The following is a 21,856-nucleotide window of genomic DNA, read 5'->3' as shown; positions in this document are numbered from 1 at the left end:
CTGGTTTTTCTTAGCGCTCTCTAAGGGCGGTGTCTTTCGCTCTTAAAATTGGATTTAAAATGTACTCAAGTATTGATTTTTTCCCTGTGATAACATCCACCGAGGTGAGCATTCCAGGGATTATTGGCATCTCTGTGCCATCGTCTTTTAGTAAACTCGATTGTTCAGTTCTTACTTTAATAATGTAAAAGCTGTTGCCTTCTTCATCTTGAGATGTGTCAGCACTAATGTGTTCTACCGTTCCATTTAACCCGCCATAACGAGTGAAATCGTATGCTGTTACTTTAACTATAGCGGGTAAACCAGGGTGTAGGAACGCAATATCTTTGGGTGTAATTTTTGTTTCTATCAGTAGTTTATCTTCTGATGGCACAATCTCAATAATTTGTTCACCTGGCTGAACAACTCCACCTAAAGTATTAAAGTAGATTTTTTTGATAGTGCCAACAACCGGAGACGTAATTACCGCTCTGCTGACTTTATCAAAAGCCCCTATTTGTGCCTGGTTCATGCGCGATAATTTAGTTTGTGACTCGTTTAATTGCGCCCGCAGGTCAGTTGTAAATGCAAAAACAGCGTCACGGCGTTTTAAAATGGCCTCATCCATTGTGGCTTTGACTTTTGGTCTGAGTAACCGTAATGATTGAAGCTCACCTTGTATGTCGTTAACTGTACGTTCAAGTTTGAGTAGTTCAACTTCGGGTACAATGCCTTTACGTGCCAAAGGACGTGTTAGTTCAAGTTCGCGACTGACAAGTTGATAGCTGGTTGTTAGCGTATTAATTTTAGAGGCTAGCTCTTCTATTTCTTGTTGGCGCTGTTGGATTTGCCTAACAAAAATCTCTAATTGGTTGTTTAAGTTGTCTAGGCGTAGAGAGTATTCTTGTTGTTGCCTTTTGACTAACTCTGGTTCTGCTTCGATTGTTGTGCCGGGAAACGTCAGCTCTTGCTTTGTGATTTTAACTTGTTCACGCCAGTCTGATGACATGTCAGAAATGACGATGCTGTCGAGTTCTGCGCGCATACGGATAATGTTAGTTTGTAAGCCGTAGACTTCTTGTTCTTGCTGGCCAAAATCGGATCTAAATCGAGTGTCATCTATACGTGCAAGCGGCTGACCTTTAGTGACCATTAACCCCTCTTGTACGTATATTTCTTGTAATATGCCGCCATCTAAACTTTGAATGATTTGCAGTTGAGATGAAGGTATCACTTTACCTTGCCCTGTGGTGACCTGGTCTAATTCAGAAAAATAAGACCAGATAATAAAGCAAAACATCATGGCGGCGAGTGACCATATAATGAGTCGATGACCGGTTGGGGCATCTGTCATTATGGCTCCATATACGTCATCGACCATTTCCAAATCTTCTGCAGTTAAATGTTTACTCATTGGTCTGTTCTCCCGCCATTGCGCCGGAGTTAAGTTTGGCGAGTACTTCGTCTTTAGGCCCGTCGGCCATAATGTGGCCTTTGTCTAAAACGATAATACGATCCACTAAATTGAGTAAATGCATTTTGTGCGTGATAAGTAATAAGGTCCTATCGCGGCTAACAAGTTGCATTGAACGAATGAATTGCTTTTCTGCTCTGGCATCTAAACTTGCAGTGGGTTCGTCCATTAATAAAATAGGCGGGTCATTGAGTGTTGCTCTTGCCAATGCCACAGTTTGACGTTGACCTCGACTTAATGATAAACCACCTTCGCCAACTTGCTGATCTAACCCCTCGGCTTCTAAATTGGTGAACATATTGACACCAGATAGCTGAATCGCTCTCATTAATTGATGTTCTGTTACTTGGCGAGATCCAAAGAGAATATTGTCACGGATTGAGCCATGAAACAGGGTGACATCTTGAGGCAAGTAGCCAAAGTTGCGTCGTAAATCGCTTGGGTGTATTTGTCCAGAATCTAGCCCATCATAGCGCAAGCTACCTTGTGTGGGTTTATATAACCCAATTAATAACTTAGCTAAGGTACTTTTACCTGAACCATTACGACCGATAATGGCTATGCGTTCACCAGGTTTGATGCGAAGAGACAACGGGTGAAGGCTTGGTTTTTCGCTTCCTGGAAAACTGAAACTAATATTGTCGGCTTCTATTTTACCCACTATGCGTTCTTTACTAACGAGGTGGCCTTTGTCTTCAAACTCATCATCTTGTTCCATAATGGCGTCAAGTTGGCGTAGAGAGCTTATTGTGTAGTTACCTCGAGAAATGAGCCCTGCTAGTTGTGCCATAGGTGATATAGCTCTGCTCGATAACATGACTGCTGCAATAATACCGCCCATTGAAATTTCATTGTCTGCTAACCGATAAACGCCCAAAATGACGACTAACACGACTGTGATTTGCACCATAAAGTTAGCAACATGAGCCACATGATTGGATAGTTTTTTACTTTTTAGTTGCCAATTGGCGGTATGTCCAATCATCTGCTGCCAGCTTTTTTGCACTAAACCTTCAGCACCATTGGCTTTAATTGATTCTAATGCACTTAGACTTTCTATTAGGTGGCCATGCTTTAAACTTGAAAAACGATTGCTCTCTTCAATTGCTTGCTTTAATTTCGGCTGCAAATAGAGGGTTACAGCGATGATAATGATGCTACCAAAAACTGGAATGAGCGCTAAATCACCTGCGATAATATAAATAATCAGCACAAATAGCAGAGCAAATGGTAAGTCGACTAAGGCGGTTATTGTTGCGGAGGTTAAAAACTCTCTGATGCTGTCGAACTCGCCAAGTTGCCTTGCCATACCGCCAACACTTGGAGAGCGTTTTGATAGTGGGATCCCGATAGCTTTGGCAAATAGTTTCGATGAGACAATGATGTCGACTTTTTTACCCGCGACATCAATTAAGTAGCTACGAAGTTGGCGCATAATAAAATCGAACAGATACGCTATGCTCGCACCTATTGCTAATACCCAGAGCGATTCAAATGCTAAATTGGGCACAACTTTGTCATAGACGTTCATAATGAACAGTGGCGACACTAACGCAAATAAGTTAACCAAAACTGACGCTATTAATGCATCTCGGTATATCGGAGCTGCGTCTTTAATGCTTTGCATTAACCAGTGTGTACTGTTGTCGTGCAAATGGACATCAAAACTTTTATCGCCGCGATAATCTTGTTTAACTAGAAAAAGATAGCCAACATATAGTGACTCTAATTCTTCAATTGTTAATTTATCTTCACCGCTGGTTTCAGGTAATTGGATGATAACCTTATCGTTATCCAAATCAATTTTTCTTAATATGCATGCTTTTTTATCTTTTAATAATAAAATGCATGGCAATAATATGTCTGAGATTTGATTTAAATCTTTACGTGAAAGCTTGGCAGACAAGCCTGCTCTTGCCGCTGCTTGTGGTACTAATTCTGGAGAAATAACTGAGCCTGACAAGGGTAAACCCGCTGCCAGTGAGTCAATAGAACAAGGGCTGCCAAAGTGTTCTGTCAGTAATACTAAGCAATCAAGTAGTGGATCAACGGTTACACGTTGTGAGGCCGAAATGGTCCACTGCTCGTTTGTGTTAGACGCAGTTATAGACACCTAATTAGAATCCTTAATTTATTATTGTTAGAAATAACAATGGATGCGTCACATATTACTATGCGACGCATCCAAAGTGTTGTTATTAAGGAATAATATTTCCACTATATTGATCATAAAGATCAGGTGGTGTGGTTCCTGGTGATGGTGCAGGATTAGCCGTTGGTGTGTCGACAATCAGGGCTCCATCATTTAATAGTCCGTTGATAATCACGCCATCGGCTGTTGCACCGTATTGTTGCGATAGATCAACACCATCTAAAACAATAACTTGGTCCACGGTACCATCTTTATTAGCATCGATAGAGATAGTGGTATTGCCGTCACTGAATGAGAATTGTAGGTAGTCTTCTAAATTACCATTCTGCTCATCTTGTAATAAATCACTGATATGAAGCGTATCATTATTTACTTCAAAGTCTGTGATTGTGTCCGTTCCGACATCGCCGTTCGACCACACAAAAGTGTCACTGCCTAATCCACCAATGAGTGTGTCATTACCTAAACCGCCGATAAGTACATCATTACCTTCGCCGCCATAGATAGTGTCATTTCCGCCTTGGCCAAAGAGTATGTCATTACCAACACCACCGTTTAAAATGTCGTCACCGTCATTTAAGTTGTTGATGTTGAATTCATTGACATGAGTACGTATGTAATCATGCACAGCTTGTACATCAATATCTGCCGCATTTTGGCCTGTTTTATCAGCAACATAGCTTTGTAATGCAACATAGCCTTGTTCGGTAGAGCCACTAAAGCGGACTAAATCACCAAAGATGATGTCATCACCTTGATTACCCGTTGTATTATCGTCACCTTGAGATTGCAATGTCTCAGTACCCATAATGACACTTGATAATGTTGATACGTCGATAGAGGCACGCACATTTCCATCAGTATCATATAGTGACAAGTTAGCTTCATTAACCGTAGTGCTACCGTTTGCACTTGCTAAGCTGATTGCTTCAACCTCAGACACGGCTGCAAGTAAATTAAATGCGTGCAGTGCTTGGGCTTGGCTTGATGAGTTTGATCCATTATCAGTAAAGCTCCTAACACTGTTATTACTGTTAAAGCTTAATTGACCTATTTTAGTGCCTGTGTAAGGTGAATACACAGCACCGTTCGCGTCGACAACAACTTGACCATCTATGCTAATGGATTGGCCTTTAGAATAGTTATTAGTACTTAATAAACTGCTTAAGGTTAGATAGCTACTGGTCGAAGCATCATAGGTCATTAATACTGTTGAAGTATTAGTGTCTACAGTTTGTGCATTTGGCGAACCATCTGTAATAAAGTAAGAAATATTATTTCCAACATTATTTAGCACTGTGCTGCTCGTAAACCAGTTGAGAGCCGACTCTAAACCTGCTTCGTAGTTAGTTGAACCAGTAGCACTCATTTTCGCAAGTTCTGTTAGCAATGTTTGGACTGCGTTAGGATCATCCATATCTACTGATACAGAGTAATTTGAGCCAGATGCAAAGTTAGTTAGCAATACATTTACTGTACCGCTGTTAGAACCTGTTGCGCTATTGGCCAATGAGTTAAAGACAGCTTCAAGCTGTGTTTTAGCCTCTGCGATAACGCCAGACATACTACCTGACGTATCAAAAATAAATGCGATGTTGTAATTTTCACCGGCAACGATTTGTAAGCCTTGTTGATCGCTGACAATGATATCGTTATTTACAGTTCCATCAATGTCATCGTTACCCGGATTACCCGTGTATTTCTCATAAACAGTACCTGATTCAGATTCGCCAACGATGTTAATCGTGACGGTAGCTGTATCAGTTGCACCGTATTGATCTGTGACCGTGTAGGTAAAGGTATCTGTTGCTAGCTGACCTGCAGTAAGAGCTTCAAATGAACCATTAGTGTCATACGAATAGGTACCATCACTATAGATAGTTAATTGTGCGCCACTAGGTAATATAACGACTTGGCCATCAGTAACAGCATTGCCATTTATTTCGGTAAGGCTAAAGGTATTTCCTTGTGCATCAGAGTCGTTATTTAATAAGCCATTGCTAGCATTAGAGATTGTCAACACCCCATCTTCAGAGACCAGGTAAGTGCCCATTATCGCAGGACCTGCGGCAGTAATACTCGTCAAGAAATAATCTGAAGAGTCACTTAATGGCGCACCGCCATTTGTTTCACTAATGGTTTTAGTCGCTTCGAACACTAATTGATCAAAGACGATATCACCAGTATTAATAGTGAATGTCCCAGTATCGCCTGAAAGGGTCTTAAAGGTTTCACTCGCAACTAACTGACCATTGTAGTAAGCCTTCCAAATACCCTGTTCGCCATCATTCTCATTGGTGAACATGTTCGAAACACTAAAGGTTGCTTGATTTACTAATCCATTGAAATCAATAACGATTGATTCAGAAGTATCAGATGCTGAGTCATACTCGATTTGACCAATAATTTGGTCAGAAGGACGAGGAGAGCCAGCAACGCCAAGCTTACCTGAACTACTTTCAATATTAACCACACCCATTGAACCATCAGCATTACGAGCTGATATTGTCATCTTATTCACGCCATTTGACTGAGGAATAACCCAACCAGTACTTGAGCCCGTGGTGACGCTATACGATGAGCCAGGTATATCGTCATTGGCTTCAACGTTGTTTAAATTGAAAGTAACTAATGCAGTATCTGACAAACTACCATCTGTTGTGCTAACGGTTAATTGAATTTGGCTGCCATTGTCATAATCTATTTTTGTCGTGTCATTAACAGAAATAACACCTGTTTGAGCGTCAATTACAAACGCACCATCTTCGCTGATTAAGCTTTGAGACCCATTTGAATGTACAAATGAATATGTAAGTGCATCACCATCAATATCTTTGTCGATCCCCGTATTTGCATCATTAACGTTATATACAACCGTTCCATCAGCAATAGAGTCGTTAATGGTATCTGTGTAATCGTTGATGACTGGAGCATCGTTCACGGGAGTGACCTTAATGGTCAAGGTCGCCGTTGCACCTGTGTTGGTGGTGTAGGTAATGACCGGTACATCGCCGTTCCAGTTGGCATTTGGCGTGAAGGTGTAATTACCGTTCGCCAATAACTGTAAGGTGCCGTTAGTGAGCGTCACAACGGTGCTGCCCGCGGTGTACACAGTGTTTGACCCTGCAATCGTGAAGGTTGATACCGACAAGGTTGAATCAATGTCAGTGTCGTTCGCCAATACGTTACCGGTAGCGACGGTGTCTTCAGCCACTGTTTTTGTGTCATTAACCGCGTTGGTCGCATCGTCGACAGGGGTGACCTTAATGGTCAAGGTCGCCGTTGCACCTGTGTTGGTGGTGTAGGTAATGACCGGTACATCGCCGTTCCAGTTGGCATTTGGCGTGAAGGTGTAATTACCGTTCGCCAATAACTGTAAGGTGCCGTTAGTGAGTGTCACAACGGTACTGCCCGCGGTGTACACGGTGTTTGACCCTGCAATCGTGAAGGTTGATACCGACAAGGTTGAATCAATGTCAGTGTCGTTCGCCAATACGTTACCGGTAGCGACGGTGTCTTCTGCCACTGTTTTTGTGTCATTAACCGCGTTGGTCGCATCGTCGACAGGGGTGACCTTAATGGTCAAGGTCGCCGTTGCACCTGTGTTGGTGGTGTAGGTAATGACCGGTACATCGCCGTTCCAGTTGGCATTTGGCGTGAAGGTGTAATTACCGTTCGCCAATAACTGTAAGGTGCCGTTAGTGAGTGTCACAACGGTGCTGCCCGCGGTGTAAACGGTGTTTGACCCTGCAATCGTGAAGGTTGATACCGACAAGGTTGAATCAATGTCAGTGTCGTTCGCCAATACGTTACCGGTAGCAACGGTGTCTTCTGCCACTGTTTTTGTGTCATTAACCGCGTTGGTCGCATCGTCGACAGGGGTGACCTTAATGGTCAAGGTCGCCGTTGCACCTGTGTTGGTGGTGTAGGTAATGACCGGTACATCGCCGTTCCAGTTGGCATTTGGCGTGAAGGTGTAATTACCGTTCGCCAATAACTGTAAGGTGCCGTTAGTGAGTGTCACAACGGTACTGCCCGCGGTGTACACAGTGTTTGACCCTGCAATCGTGAAGGTTGATACCGACAAGGTTGAATCAATGTCAGTGTCGTTCGCCAATACGTTACCGGTAGCGACGGTGTCTTCTGCCACTGTTTTTGTGTCATTAACCGCGTTGGTCGCATCGTCGACAGGGGTGACCTTAATGGTCAAGGTCGCCGTTGCACCTGTGTTGGTGGTGTAGGTAATGACCGGTACATCGCCGTTCCAGTTGGCATTTGGCGTGAAGGTGTAATTACCGTTCGCCAATAACTGTAAGGTGCCGTTAGTGAGTGTCACAACGGTGCTGCCCGCGGTGTACACGGTGTTTGACCCTGCAATCGTGAAGGTTGATACCGACAAGGTTGAATCAATGTCAGTGTCGTTCGCCAATACGTTACCGGTAGCGACGGTGTCTTCTGCCACTGTTTTTGTGTCATTAACCGCGTTGGTCGCATCGTCGACAGGGGTGACCTTAATGGTCAAGGTCGCCGTTGCACCTGTGTTGGTGGTGTAGGTAATGACCGGTACATCGCCGTTCCAGTTGGCATTTGGCGTGAAGGTGTAATTACCGTTCGCCAATAACTGTAAGGTGCCGTTAGTGAGTGTCACAACGGTGCTGCCCGCGGTGTACACGGTGTTTGACCCTGCAATCGTGAAGGTTGATACCGACAAGGTTGAATCAATGTCAGTGTCGTTCGCCAATACGTTACCGGTAGCGACGGTGTCTTCTGCCACTGTTTTTGTGTCATTAACCGCGTTGGTCGCATCGTCGACAGGGGTGACCTTAATGGTCAAGGTCGCCGTTGCACCTGTGTTGGTGGTGTAGGTAATGACCGGTACATCGCCGTTCCAGTTGGCATTTGGCGTGAAGGTGTAATTACCGTTCGCCAATAACTGTAAGGTGCCGTTAGTGAGTGTCACAACGGTGCTGCCCGCGGTGTAAACGGTGTTTGACCCTGCAATCGTGAAGGTTGATACCGACAAGGTTGAATCAATGTCAGTGTCGTTCGCCAATACGTTACCGGTAGCAACGGTGTCTTCTGCCACTGTTTTTGTGTCATTAACCGCGTTGGTCGCATCGTCGACAGGGGTGACCTTAATGGTCAAGGTCGCCGTTGCACCTGTGTTGGTGGTGTAGGTAATGACCGGTACATCGCCGTTCCAGTTGGCATTTGGCGTGAAGGTGTAATTACCGTTCGCCAATAACTGTAAGGTGCCGTTAGTGAGTGTCACAACGGTGCTGCCCGCGGTGTACACGGTGTTTGACCCTGCAATCGTGAAGGTTGATACCGACAAGGTTGAATCAATGTCAGTGTCGTTCGCCAATACGTTACCGGTAGCGACGGTGTCTTCTGCCACTGTTTTTGTGTCATTAACCGCGTTGGTCGCATCGTCGACAGGGGTGACCTTAATGGTCAAGGTCGCCGTTGCACCTGTGTTGGTGGTGTAGGTAATGACCGGTACATCGCCGTTCCAGTTGGCATTTGGCGTGAAGGTGTAATTACCGTTCGCCAATAACTGTAAGGTGCCGTTAGTGAGTGTCACAACGGTGCTGCCCGCGGTGTAAACGGTGTTTGACCCTGCAATCGTGAAGGTTGATACCGACAAGGTTGAATCAATGTCAGTGTCGTTCGCCAATACGTTACCGGTAGCGACGGTGTCTTCTGCCACTGTTTTTGTGTCATTAACCGCGTTGGTCGCATCGTCGACAGGGGTGACCTTAATGGTCAAGGTCGCCGTTGCACCTGTGTTGGTGGTGTAGGTAATGACCGGTACATCGCCGTTCCAGTTGGCATTTGGCGTGAAGGTGTAATTACCGTTCGCCAATAACTGTAAGGTGCCGTTAGTGAGTGTCACAACGGTGCTGCCCGCGGTGTACACGGTGTTTGACCCTGCAATCGTGAAGGTTGATACCGACAAGGTTGAATCAATGTCAGTGTCGTTCGCCAATACGTTACCGGTAGCAACGGTGTCTTCTGCCACTGTTTTTGTGTCATTAACCGCGTTGGTCGCATCGTCGACAGGGGTGACCTTAATGGTCAAGGTCGCCGTTGCACCTGTGTTGGTGGTGTAGGTAATGACCGGTACATCGCCGTTCCAGTTGGCATTTGGCGTGAAGGTGTAATTACCGTTCGCCAATAACTGTAAGGTGCCGTTAGTGAGTGTCACAACGGTGCTGCCCGCGGTGTACACGGTGTTTGACCCTGCAATCGTGAAGGTTGATACCGACAAGGTTGAATCAATGTCAGTGTCGTTCGCCAATACGTTACCGGTAGCGACGGTGTCTTCTGCCACTGTTTTTGTGTCATTAACCGCGTTGGTCGCATCGTCGACAGGGGTGACCTTAATGGTCAAGGCCGCCGTTGCACCTGTGTTGGTGGTGTAGGTAATGACCGGTACATCGCCGTTCCAGTTGGCATTTGGCGTGAAGGTGTAATTACCGTTCGCCAATAACTGTAAGGTGCCGTTAGTGAGTGTCACAACGGTGCTGCCCGCGGTGTAAACGGTGTTTGACCCTGCAATCGTGAAGGTTGATACCGACAAGGTTGAATCAATGTCAGTGTCGTTCGCCAATACGTTACCGGTAGCAACGGTGTCTTCTGCCACTGTTTTTGTGTCATTAACCGCGTTGGTCGCATCGTCGACAGGGGTGACCTTAATGGTCAAGGTCGCCGTTGCACCTGTGTTGGTGGTGTAGGTAATGACCGGTACATCGCCGTTCCAGTTGGCATTTGGCGTGAAGGTGTAATTACCGTTCGCCAATAACTGTAAGGTGCCGTTAGTGAGTGTCACAACGGTGCTGCCCGCGGTGTACACGGTGTTTGACCCTGCAATCGTGAAGGTTGATACCGACAAGGTTGAATCAATGTCAGTGTCGTTCGCCAATACGTTACCGGTAGCAACGGTGTCTTCTGCCACTGTTTTTGTGTCATTAACCGCGTTGGTCGCATCGTCGACAGGGGTGACCTTAATGGTCAAGGTCGCCGTTGCACCTGTGTTGGTGGTGTAGGTAATGACCGGTACATCGCCGTTCCAGTTGGCATTTGGCGTGAAGGTGTAATTACCGTTCGCCAATAACTGTAAGGTGCCGTTAGTGAGCGTCACAACGGTGCTGCCCGCGGTGTACACGGTGTTTGACCCTGCAATCGTGAAGGTTGATACCGACAAGGTTGAATCAATGTCAGTGTCGTTCGCCAATACGTTACCGGTAGCGACAGTGTCTTCTGCCACAGTTTTTGTGTCATTAACCGCGTTGGTGGGATCGTCGACGTTTGTTAACTTGACGTTTACTAACGCAGAATCTGAAGCGCCATTTGGATCAGAAACTAAAATTTCTAATGCGTAAGTTCCTAAATCCACATCATCTATGGTCTGGTTCAGGGTAATGACACCTGTAAGTGCATTAATTGTGAATACACCAAAGGTTTGTGTACCATTTGCAAAACTATAAGTTAATTGATCTCCATCGATATCGTCAGCAACAACCTGTCCTACAACAGTCCCTGCGGGACTACCTTCAGTAACATTGTTAAAGTCATAAACATCATTATTAGCTGGGCCATTAACTGTATCTGTACCTGAACGGAATTCAGGGCCATCGTTGGCGCCGACAATGGTAATCACCACATCGTGCGAGGCCGAGCCATCAAGCGATGTCACCGTGATAGTGCGAGTTAAGGTTTCGCCTTCTTTGAGTGACTGCACGTCGATGTGGCTGTTGTTTAGCGTGTAGCTCCAGTTACCGCTCTCATCAATCGAGAAGGTGCCGTAGTTGCCATCGGCAACATTGGTTTGTACCTGGAACAGGGCTTCGCCGTTGTCGACATCAGTGACATCTAACTTGCCCGTGACCGTTTCAACGGTTGCGGCATCAGTGTCTGAGCTGCCGTCTTCGGTGACTGTGCCTTTGTCTGAATCAGGGTTACCTGGGGTCACGCTGATGTCAGCCGGATCGTTGGCGCCGACAATGGTAATCACCACATCGTGCGAGGCCGAGCCATCAAGCGATGTCACCGTGATAGTGCGAGTTAAGGTTTCGCCTTCTTTGAGTGACTGCACGTCGATGTGGCTGTTGTTTAGCGTGTAGCTCCAGTTACCGCTCTCATCAATCGAGAAGGTGCCGTAGTTGCCATCGGCGACATTGGTTTGTACCTGGAACAGGGCTTCGCCGTTGTCGACATCAGTGACATCTAACTTGCCCGTGACCGTTTCAACGGTTGCGGCATCAGTGTCTGAGCTGCCGTCTTCGGTGACTGTGCCTTTGTCTGAATCAGGGTTACCTGGGGTCACGCTGATGTCAGCCGGATCGTTGGCGCCGACAATGGTAATCACCACATCGTGCGAGGCCGAGCCATCAAGCGATGTCACCGTGATAGTGCGAGTTAAGGTTTCGCCTTCTTTGAGTGACTGCACGTCGATGTGGCTGTTGTTTAGCGTGTAGCTCCAGTTACCGCTCTCATCAATCGAGAAGGTGCCGTAGTTGCCATCGGCAACATTGGTTTGTACCTGTAACAGGGCTTCGCCGTTGTCGACATCAGTGACATCTAACTTGCCCGTGACCGTTTCAACGGTTGCGGCATCAGTGTCTGAGCTGCCGTCTTCGGTGACTGTGCCTTTGTCTGAATCAGGGTTACCTGGGGTCACGCTGATGTCAGCCGGATCGTTGGCGCCGACAATGGTAATCACCACATCGTGCGAGGCCGAGCCATCAAGCGATGTCACCGTGATAGTGCGAGTTAAGGTTTCGCCTTCTTTGAGTGACTGCACGTCGATGTGGCTGTTGTTTAGCGTGTAGCTCCAGTTACCGCTCTCATCAATCGAGAAGGTGCCGTAGTTGCCATCGGCAACATTGGTTTGTACCTGTAACAGGGCTTCGCCGTTGTCGACATCAGTGACATCTAACTTGCCCGTGACCGTTTCAACGGTTGCGGCATCAGTGTCTGAGCTGCCGTCTTCGGTGACTGTGCCTTTGTCTGAATCAGGGTTACCTGGGGTCACGCTGATGTCAGCCGGATCGTTGGCGCCGACAATGGTAATCACCACATCGTGCGAGGCCGAGCCATCAAGCGATGTCACCGTGATAGTGCGAGTTAAGGTTTCGCCTTCTTTGAGTGACTGCACGTCGATGTGGCTGTTGTTTAGCGTGTAGCTCCAGTTACCGCTCTCATCAATCGAGAAGGTGCCGTAGTTGCCATCGGCAACATTGGTTTGTACCTGTAACAGGGCTTCGCCGTTGTCGACATCAGTGACATCTAACTTGCCCGTGACCGTTTCAACGGTTGCGGCATCAGTGTCTGAGCTGCCGTCTTCGGTGACTGTGCCTTTGTCTGAATCAGGGTTACCTGGGGTCACGCTGATGTCAGCCGGATCGTTGGCGCCGACGATGGTAATCACCACATCGTGCGAGGCCGAGCCATCAAGCGATGTCACCGTGATAGTGCGAGTTAAGGTTTCGCCTTCTTTGAGTGACTGCACGTCGATGTGGCTGTTGTTTAGCGTGTAGTTCCAGTTACCGCTCTCATCAATCGAGAAGGTGCCGTAGTTGCCATCGGCGACATTGGTTTGTACCTGGAACAGGGCTTCGCCGTTGTCGACATCAGTGACATCTAACTTGCCCGTGACCGTTTCAACGGTTGCGGCATCAGTGTCTGAGCTGCCGTCTTCGGTGACTGTGCCTTTGTCTGAATCAGGGTTACCTGGGGTCACGCTGATGTCAGCCGGATCGTTGGCGCCGACGATGGTAATCACCACATCGTGCGAGGCCGAGCCATCAAGCGATGTCACCGTGATAGTGCGAGTTAAGGTTTCGCCTTCTTTGAGTGACTGCACGTCGATGTGGCTGTTGTTTAGCGTGTAGTTCCAGTTACCGCTCTCATCAATCGAGAAGGTGCCGTAGTTGCCATCGGCAACATTGGTTTGTACCTGTAACAGGGCTTCGCCGTTGTCGACATCAGTGACATCTAACTTGCCCGTGACCGTTTCAACGGTTGCGGCATCAGTGTCTGAGCTGCCGTCTTCGGTGACTGTGCCTTTGTCTGAATCAGGGTTACCTGGGGTCACGCTGATGTCAGCCGGATCGTTGGCGCCGACAATGGTAATCACCACATCGTGCGAGGCCGAGCCATCAAGCGATGTCACCGTGATAGTGCGAGTTAAGGTTTCGCCTTCTTTGAGTGACTGCACGTCGATGTGGCTGTTGTTTAGCGTGTAGTTCCAGTTACCGCTCTCATCAATCGAGAAGGTGCCGTAGTTGCCATCGGCAACATTGGTTTGTACCTGGAACAGGGCTTCGCCGTTGTCGACATCAGTGACATCTAACTTGCCCGTGACCGTTTCAACGGTTGCGGCATCAGTGTCTGAGCTGCCGTCTTCGGTGACTGTGCCTTTGTCTGAATCAGGGTTACCTGGGGTCACGCTGATGTCAGCCGGATCGTTGGCGCCGACGATGGTAATCACCACATCGTGCGAGGCCGAGCCATCAAGCGATGTCACCGTGATAGTGCGAGTTAAGGTTTCGCCTTCTTTGAGTGACTGCACGTCGATGTGGCTGTTGTTTAGCGTGTAGCTCCAGTTACCGCTCTCATCAATCGAGAAGGTGCCGTAGTTGCCATCGGCGACATTGGTTTGTACCTGGAACAGGGCTTCGCCGTTGTCGACATCAGTGACATCTAACTTGCCCGTGACCGTTTCAACGGTTGCGGCATCAGTGTCTGAGCTGCCGTCTTCGGTGACTGTGCCTTTGTCTGAATCAGGGTTACCTGGGGTCACGCTGATGTCAGCCGGATCGTTGGCGCCGACAATGGTAATCACCACATCGTGCGAGGCCGAGCCATCAAGCGATGTCACCGTGATAGTGCGAGTTAAGGTTTCGCCTTCTTTGAGTGACTGCACGTCGATGTGGCTGTTGTTTAGCGTGTAGTTCCAGTTACCGCTCTCATCAATCGAGAAGGTGCCGTAGTTGCCATCGGCGACATTGGTTTGTACCTGGAACAGGGCTTCGCCGTTGTCGACATCAGTGACATCTAACTTGCCCGTGACCGTTTCAACGGTTGCGGCATCAGTGTCTGAGCTGCCGTCTTCGGTGACTGTGCCTTTGTCTGAATCAGGGTTACCTGGGGTCACGCTGATGTCAGCCGGATCGTTGGCGCCGACAATGGTAATCACCACATCGTGCGAGGCCGAGCCATCAAGCGATGTCACCGTGATAGTGCGAGTTAAGGTTTCGCCTTCTTTGAGTGACTGCACGTCGATGTGGCTGTTGTTTAGCGTGTAGCTCCAGTTACCGCTCTCATCAATCGAGAAGGTGCCGTAGTTGCCATCGGCAACATTGGTTTGTACCTGTAACAGGGCTTCGCCGTTGTCGACATCAGTGACATCTAACTTGCCCGTGACCGTTTCAACGGTTGCGGCATCAGTGTCTGAGCTGCCGTCTTCGGTGACTGTGCCTTTGTCTGAATCAGGGTTACCTGGGGTCACGCTGATGTCAGCCGGATCGTTGGCGCCGACGATGGTAATCACCACATCGTGCGAGGCCGAGCCATCAAGCGATGTCACCGTGATAGTGCGAGTTAAGGTTTCGCCTTCTTTGAGTGACTGCACGTCGATGTGGCTGTTGTTTAGCGTGTAGTTCCAGTTACCGCTCTCATCAATCGAGAAGGTGCCGTAGTTGCCATCGGCGACATTGGTTTGTACCTGGAACAGGGCTTCGCCGTTGTCGACATCAGTGACATCTAACTTGCCCGTGACCGTTTCAACGGTTGCGGCATCAGTGTCTGAGCTGCCGTCTTCGGTGACTGTGCCTTTGTCTGAATCAGGGTTACCTGGGGTCACGCTGATGTCAGCCGGATCGTTGGCGCCGACGATGGTAATCACCACATCGTGCGAGGCCGAGCCATCAAGCGATGTCACCGTGATAGTGCGAGTTAAGGTTTCGCCTTCTTTGAGTGACTGCACGTCGATGTGGCTGTTGTTTAGCGTGTAGCTCCAGTTACCGCTCTCATCAATCGAGAAGGTGCCGTAGTTGCCATCGGCAACATTGGTTTGTACCTGGAACAGGGCTTCGCCGTTGTCGACATCAGTGACATCTAACTTGCCCGTGACCGTTTCAACGGTTGCGGCATCAGTGTCTGAGCTGCCGTCTTCGGTGACTGTGCCTTTGTCTGAATCAGGGTTACCTGGGGTCACGCTGATGTCAGCCGGATCGTTGGCGCCGACGATGGTAATCACCACATCGTGCGAGGCCGAGCCATCAAGCGATGTCACCGTGATAGTGCGAGTTAAGGTTTCGCCTTCTTTGAGTGACTGCACGTCGATGTGGCTGTTGTTTAGCGTGTAGTTCCAGTTACCGCTCTCATCAATCGAGAAGGTGCCGTAGTTGCCATCGGCAACATTGGTTTGTACCTGTAACAGGGCTTCGCCGTTGTCGACATCAGTGACATCTAACTTGCCCGTGACCGTTTCAACGGTTGCGGCATCAGTGTCTGAGCTGCCGTCTTCGGTGACTGTGCCTTTGTCTGAATCAGGGTTACCTGGGGTCACGCTGATGTCAGCCGGATCGTTGGCGCCGACAATGGTAATCACCACATCGTGCGAGGCCGAGCCATCAAGCGATGTCACCGTGATAGTGCGAGTTAAGGTTTCGCCTTCTTTGAGTGACTGCACGTCGATGTGGCTGTTGTTTAGCGTGTAGCTCCAGTTACCGCTCTCATCAATCGAGAAGGTGCCGTAGTTGCCATCGGCAACATTGGTTTGTACCTGTAACAGGGCTTCGCCGTTGTCGACATCAGTGACATCTAACTTGCCCGTGACCGTTTCAACGGTTGCGGCATCAGTGTCTGAGCTGCCGTCTTCGGTGACTGTGCCTTTGTCTGAATCAGGGTTACCTGGGGTCACGCTGATGTCAGCCGGATCGTTGGCGCCGACAATGGTAATCACCACATCGTGCGAGGCCGAGCCATCAAGCGATGTCACCGTGATAGTGCGAGTTAAGGTTTCGCCTTCTTTGAGTGACTGCACGTCGATGTGGCTGTTGTTTAGCGTGTAGCTCCAGTTACCGCTCTCATCAATCGAGAAGGTGCCGTAGTTGCCATCGGCAACATTGGTTTGTACCTGTAACAGGGCTTCGCCGTTGTCGACATCAGTGACATCTAACTTGCCCGTGACCGTTTCAACGGTTGCGGCATCAGTGTCTGAGCTGCCGTCTTCGGTGACTGTGCCTTTGTCTGAATCAGGGTTACCTGGGGTCACGCTGATGTCAGCCGGATCGTTGGCGCCGACAATGGTAATCACCACATCGTGCGAGGCCGAGCCATCAAGCGATGTCACCGTGATAGTGCGAGTTAAGGTTTCGCCTTCTTTGAGTGACTGCACGTCGATGTGGCTGTTGTTTAGCGTGTAGCTCCAGTTACCGCTCTCATCAATCGAGAAGGTGCCGTAGTTGCCATCGGCAACATTGGTTTGTACCTGTAACAGGGCTTCGCCGTTGTCGACATCAGTGACATCTAACTTGCCCGTGACCGTTTCAACGGTTGCGGCATCAGTGTCTGAGCTGCCGTCTTCGGTGACTGTGCCTTTGTCTGAATCAGGGTTACCTGGGGTCACGCTGATGTCAGCCGGATCGTTGGCGCCGACGATGGTAATCACCACATCGTGCGAGGCCGAGCCATCAAGCGATGTCACCGTGATAGTGCGAGTTAAGGTTTCGCCTTCTTTGAGTGACTGCACGTCGATGTGGCTGTTGTTTAGCGTGTAGTTCCAGTTACCGCTCTCATCAATCGAGAAGGTGCCGTAGTTGCCATCGGCGACATTGGTTTGTACCTGGAACAGGGCTTCGCCGTTGTCGACATCAGTGACATCTAACTTGCCCGTGACCGTTTCAACGGTTGCGGCATCAGTGTCTGAGCTGCCGTCTTCGGTGACTGTGCCTTTGTCTGAATCAGGGTTACCTGGGGTCACGCTGATGTCAGCCGGATCGTTGGCGCCGACGATGGTAATCACCACATCGTGCGAGGCCGAGCCATCAAGCGATGTCACCGTGATAGTGCGAGTTAAGGTTTCGCCTTCTTTGAGTGACTGCACGTCGATGTGGCTGTTGTTTAGCGTGTAGTTCCAGTTACCGCTCTCATCAATCGAGAAGGTGCCGTAGTTGCCATCGGCAACATTGGTTTGTACCTGTAACAGGGCTTCGCCGTTGTCGACATCAGTGACATCTAACTTGCCCGTGACCGTTTCAACGGTTGCGGCATCAGTGTCTGAGCTGCCGTCTTCGGTGACTGTGCCTTTGTCTGAATCAGGGTTACCTGGGGTCACGCTGATGTCAGCCGGATCGTTGGCGCCGACAATGGTAATCACCACATCGTGCGAGGCCGAGCCATCAAGCGATGTCACCGTGATAGTGCGAGTTAAGGTTTCGCCTTCTTTGAGTGACTGCACGTCGATGTGGCTGTTGTTTAGCGTGTAGCTCCAGTTACCGCTCTCATCAATCGAGAAGGTGCCGTAGTTGCCATCGGCGACATTGGTTTGTACCTGGAACAGGGCTTCGCCAGCATCAGGATCGTTGATCTGTAATGAGCCTGAAACGACTTCAACAGTTGAAGGATCTGTATCCGAAGCGCCGTCTTCTGTCACGATACCCGCATCATTTATTGGAGAGATTGTCGCAGGATCTTGTTCTGGTGTTACTGTGATAGTTAAAGTCGCTGTTGCGCCGGTATTGGTCGTATAAGTGATAACAGGTACTTGACCATTCCAATTTGTATTAGGCGTGAAAGAGTACGTGCCATCTGTACTTAGAAGCAACACACCTTGAGACAGAGTTACACTGGTGCCTGCTTGATAGGTGTTGTTGTCGCCATCAATGACAAAGCTTTGAACGGTTAAAATTGAATCAATATCGGAATCATTTGTTAACACATTGCCCGTAGCAACACTATCTTCTTGGATAGTTATCGTGTCGTTTACCGCAATAGTTGGATCACTTTGGGGTGTCACTGTAATAGTCAGTGTGGCGTTTGCCCCAGTGTTGGTGGTGTAAGTGATCGTAGGAAGTATGCCGTTCCAATCTGGCGCAGGAGTAAAGCTGTAACTACCATCAGTATTTATGACTAAAATGCCATTTTCAACAACTACAGACTCACCAGCACTGTAAACCGTTGCGTCACTGCCAACAGTAAAGCTGACCACACTTAAATCAGAATCTGGATCACTATCGTTTAATAAAACATTACCTGTAGCAACAACATCTTCTTCAACAATATTGGTGTCATCTAAGGTAACTGTCGGATCATCAACCGGCGTGATTTCAATCGTTAACGTTGCTGTAGCACCCGTGTTGGTGGTGTAGGTAATGACGGGTACGCTACCGTTCCAGTTTTCGTTTGGTGTGAAGGTGTAAGAGCCGTCTTCGTTGATGACAAGCACGCCGCCTTCTAGGGTGACTTCAGTGCCCGCATCATGGCTTTGGCCGTCAACTTCAAAGCTGACAACGCTTAAATCAGAATCAGGATCGCTGTCATTATCGAGTACGTTACCTGTCGCTGGCGTATCTTCCGCCACGCTAACAACGTCATTGACTGCGACGGTCGGATCATCAACAGGCGTGATCTCAATCGTTAACGTTGCTGTAGCACCCGTGTTGGTGGTGTAGGTAATGACGGGTACGCTGCCGTTCCAGTTTTCGTTTGGTGTGAAGGTGTAAGAGCCGTCTTCGTTGATGACAAGTACGCCGCCTTCTAGGGTGACTTCAGTGCCCGCAGCGTAGGTTTCACCATTCACTTCAAAGCTGACAACGCTTAAATCAGAATCCACATCGCTGTCATTATCTAATACGTTGCCTGTCGCTGGCGTATCTTCCGCCACGCTAACAACGTCATTGACTGCGACGGTCGGATCATCAACCGGCGTGATCTCAATCGTTAACGTTGCTGTAGCACCCGTGTTAGTGGTGTAGGTGATAACGGGTACGCTGCCGTTCCAGTTTTCGTTTGGTGTGAAGATGTAAGAGCCGTCTTCGTTGATGACAAGCACGCCGCCTTCTAAGGTCACTTCAGTGTCCGCAGCGTAGGTTTCACCGTTCACTTCAAAGCTGACAACGCTTAAATCAGAATCAGGATCGCTGTCATTATCGAGTACGTTACCTGTCGCTGGCGTATCTTCCGCCACGCTAACAACGTCATTGACTGCGACGGTCGGATCATCAACCGGCGTGATCTCAATCGTTAACGTTGCTGTAGCACCCGTGTTAGTGGTGTAGGTTATGACAGGTACGCTGCCGTTCCAGTTTTCGTTTGGTGTGAAGATGTAAGAGCCGTCTTCGTTGATGACAAGCACGCCGCCTTCTAAGGTCACTTCAGTGTCCGCAGCGTAGGTTTCACCGTTCACTTCAAAGCTGACAACGCTTAAATCAGAATCAGGATCGCTGTCATTATCGAGTACGTTACCTGTCGCTGGCGTATCTTCCGCCACGCTAACAACGTCATTGACTGCGACGGTCGGATCATCAACAGGCGTGATCTCAATCGTTAACGTTGCTGTAGCACCCGTGTTAGTGGTGTAGGTTATGACAGGTACGCTGCCGTTCCAGTTTTCGTTTGGTGTGAAGGTGTAAGAGCCGTCTTCATTGATAACAAGTACGCCGCCTTCTAAGGTCACTTCAGTGCCCGCAGCGTAGGTTTCACCGTTCACTTCAAAGCTGACAACGCTTAAATCAGAATCAGGATCGCTGTCATTATCGAGTACGTTACCAGTCGCTGGCGTATCTTCCGCCACGCTAACAACGTCATTGACTGCGACGGTCGGATCATCAACAGGTGTGATCTCAATCGTTAACGTTGCTGTAGCACCCGTGTTGGTGGTGTAGGTAATGACGGGTACGCTGCCGTTCCAGTTTTCGTTTGGTGTGAAGGTGTAAGAGCCGTCTTCGTTGATGACAAGCACGCCGCCTTCTAGGGTGACTTCAGTGCCCGCAGCGTAGGTTTCACCATTCACTTCAAAGCTGACAACGCTTAAATCAGAATCCACATCGCTGTCGTTATCTAATACGTTACCAGTGGCTACGGTATCTTCAGCAACGGTATTGCTGTCGTTAACTAATACTGACGCATCATCAACGGGTGTCACTTCAATGGTTAATGTGGCAGTAACACCTGTGTTAGTGGTGTAGGTAATGACGGGTACGCTGCCGTTCCAGTTTTCATTTGGTGTGAAGGTGTAAGAGCCGTCTTCGTTGATAACAAGCACGCCGCCTTCTAGGGTGACTTCAGTGCCCGCAGCGTAGGTTTCACCATTCACTTCAAAGCTGACAACGCTTAAATCAGAATCCACATCGTTGTCGTTATCTAATACGTTACCAGTGGCTACGGTATCTTCAGCAACGGTATTGCTGTCGTTAACTAATACTGACGCATCATCAACGGGTGTCACTTCAATGGTTAATGTGGCAGTAACACCTGTGTTAGTGGTGTAGGTGATGACAGGTACGCTGCCATTCCAGTTTTCATTTGGTGTGAAGGTATAAGAGCCGTCTTCGTTGATGACAAGTACGCCGCCTTCTAGGGTCACTTCAGTGCCCGCAGCGTAGGTTTCACCGTTAATTTCAAAGCTGACAACGCTTAATGCTGAATCGGCATCCGTATCATTACTTAACACATTACCAGCAGCGATTTGGTCTTCACCGACGATGATTGCATCGTTTATTAGTACTGATGGGGAATCGTTTTCGCTGATACTTTCTTCTTGAGAAACAGCTGTTGGGGTCGCTGCTTCTCCTGTTGTGTCATAGCCATTATCTGCAAGTGTTTCAGAACCATCACGAGAAACTGCCACATAACCAGAATCACCATCATTGGCTGTTGGGGTGCCAGCGGCGGTTTCAGGTAGTTCTTCTGTAGGGTCTTCTCCAGATGCAATTAATTCTTGAAGGGCTTCAATTTCATCTAGGGTAGCCTGATCGGCAACTTGATCAATTGCATCAGCATTATCAAGGGTTTCGTCACTATTAAAAATGGTGCCATCATCAAACGTGATAACGAAACTAACGTCATCATTACTGGTTACTTGCGCTCCAGCGGGCACTTCTTGACCCGGTTGTAGTTGAACCGTTTCATTATTGATGGTTACGGTGATTGTACTTTCTGAGGCAGAAAGTATCCCTTTTTGTGACGTTATGATAGATCCCATTTGAAGCTCCCAACAGCTTTGTTGTATCAAGAAAGTA

The 21,856-nt window shown here is 48.4% G+C and carries 3 protein-coding genes; all 3 read right to left on the bottom strand.

Annotation, left to right across the window (positions count from 1 at the left end; genetic code table 11):
- Positions 1 to 10: 10 nt before the first annotated feature.
- The 3 genes from K8B83_RS21210 to K8B83_RS21200 all read right to left on the bottom strand — a co-directional run bounded on the left by K8B83_RS21210 (position 11) and on the right by K8B83_RS21200 (position 21,819).
- Positions 11 to 1,393 (bottom strand): HlyD family type I secretion periplasmic adaptor subunit, encoded by a 1,383-nt coding sequence (locus K8B83_RS21210; RefSeq protein WP_188735605.1) that lies wholly within the window; start codon positions 1,391 to 1,393, stop codon positions 11 to 13.
- Positions 1,386 to 3,566, bottom strand: coding sequence for a type I secretion system permease/ATPase (locus tag K8B83_RS21205; RefSeq protein WP_188735602.1), 2,181 nt, complete (start codon positions 3,564 to 3,566; stop codon positions 1,386 to 1,388). The genes K8B83_RS21210 and K8B83_RS21205 overlap by 8 nt, the downstream gene beginning before the upstream one ends.
- An 85-nt stretch (positions 3,567 to 3,651) precedes the next feature.
- Positions 3,652 to 21,819, bottom strand: a complete 18,168-nt coding sequence (locus tag K8B83_RS21200; protein WP_223418803.1) for a VCBS domain-containing protein — start codon at positions 21,817 to 21,819, stop codon at positions 3,652 to 3,654.
- Positions 21,820 to 21,856: the final 37 nt, after the last annotated feature.

It is taken from the genome of Shewanella inventionis, from assembly GCF_019931735.1.
GTDB lineage: Bacteria > Pseudomonadota > Gammaproteobacteria > Enterobacterales > Shewanellaceae > Shewanella > Shewanella inventionis.
This window is presented reverse-complemented; position numbering and strand designations above follow the sequence as displayed.

Coding starts and splice junctions, on each gene's coding strand:
- K8B83_RS21200 (WP_223418803.1), bottom strand. CDS start 21,819: ATGGGATCTATCATAACGTCACAAAAAGGGATACTTTCTGCCTCAGAA.
- K8B83_RS21210 (WP_188735605.1), bottom strand. CDS start 1,393: ATGAGTAAACATTTAACTGCAGAAGATTTGGAAATGGTCGATGACGTA.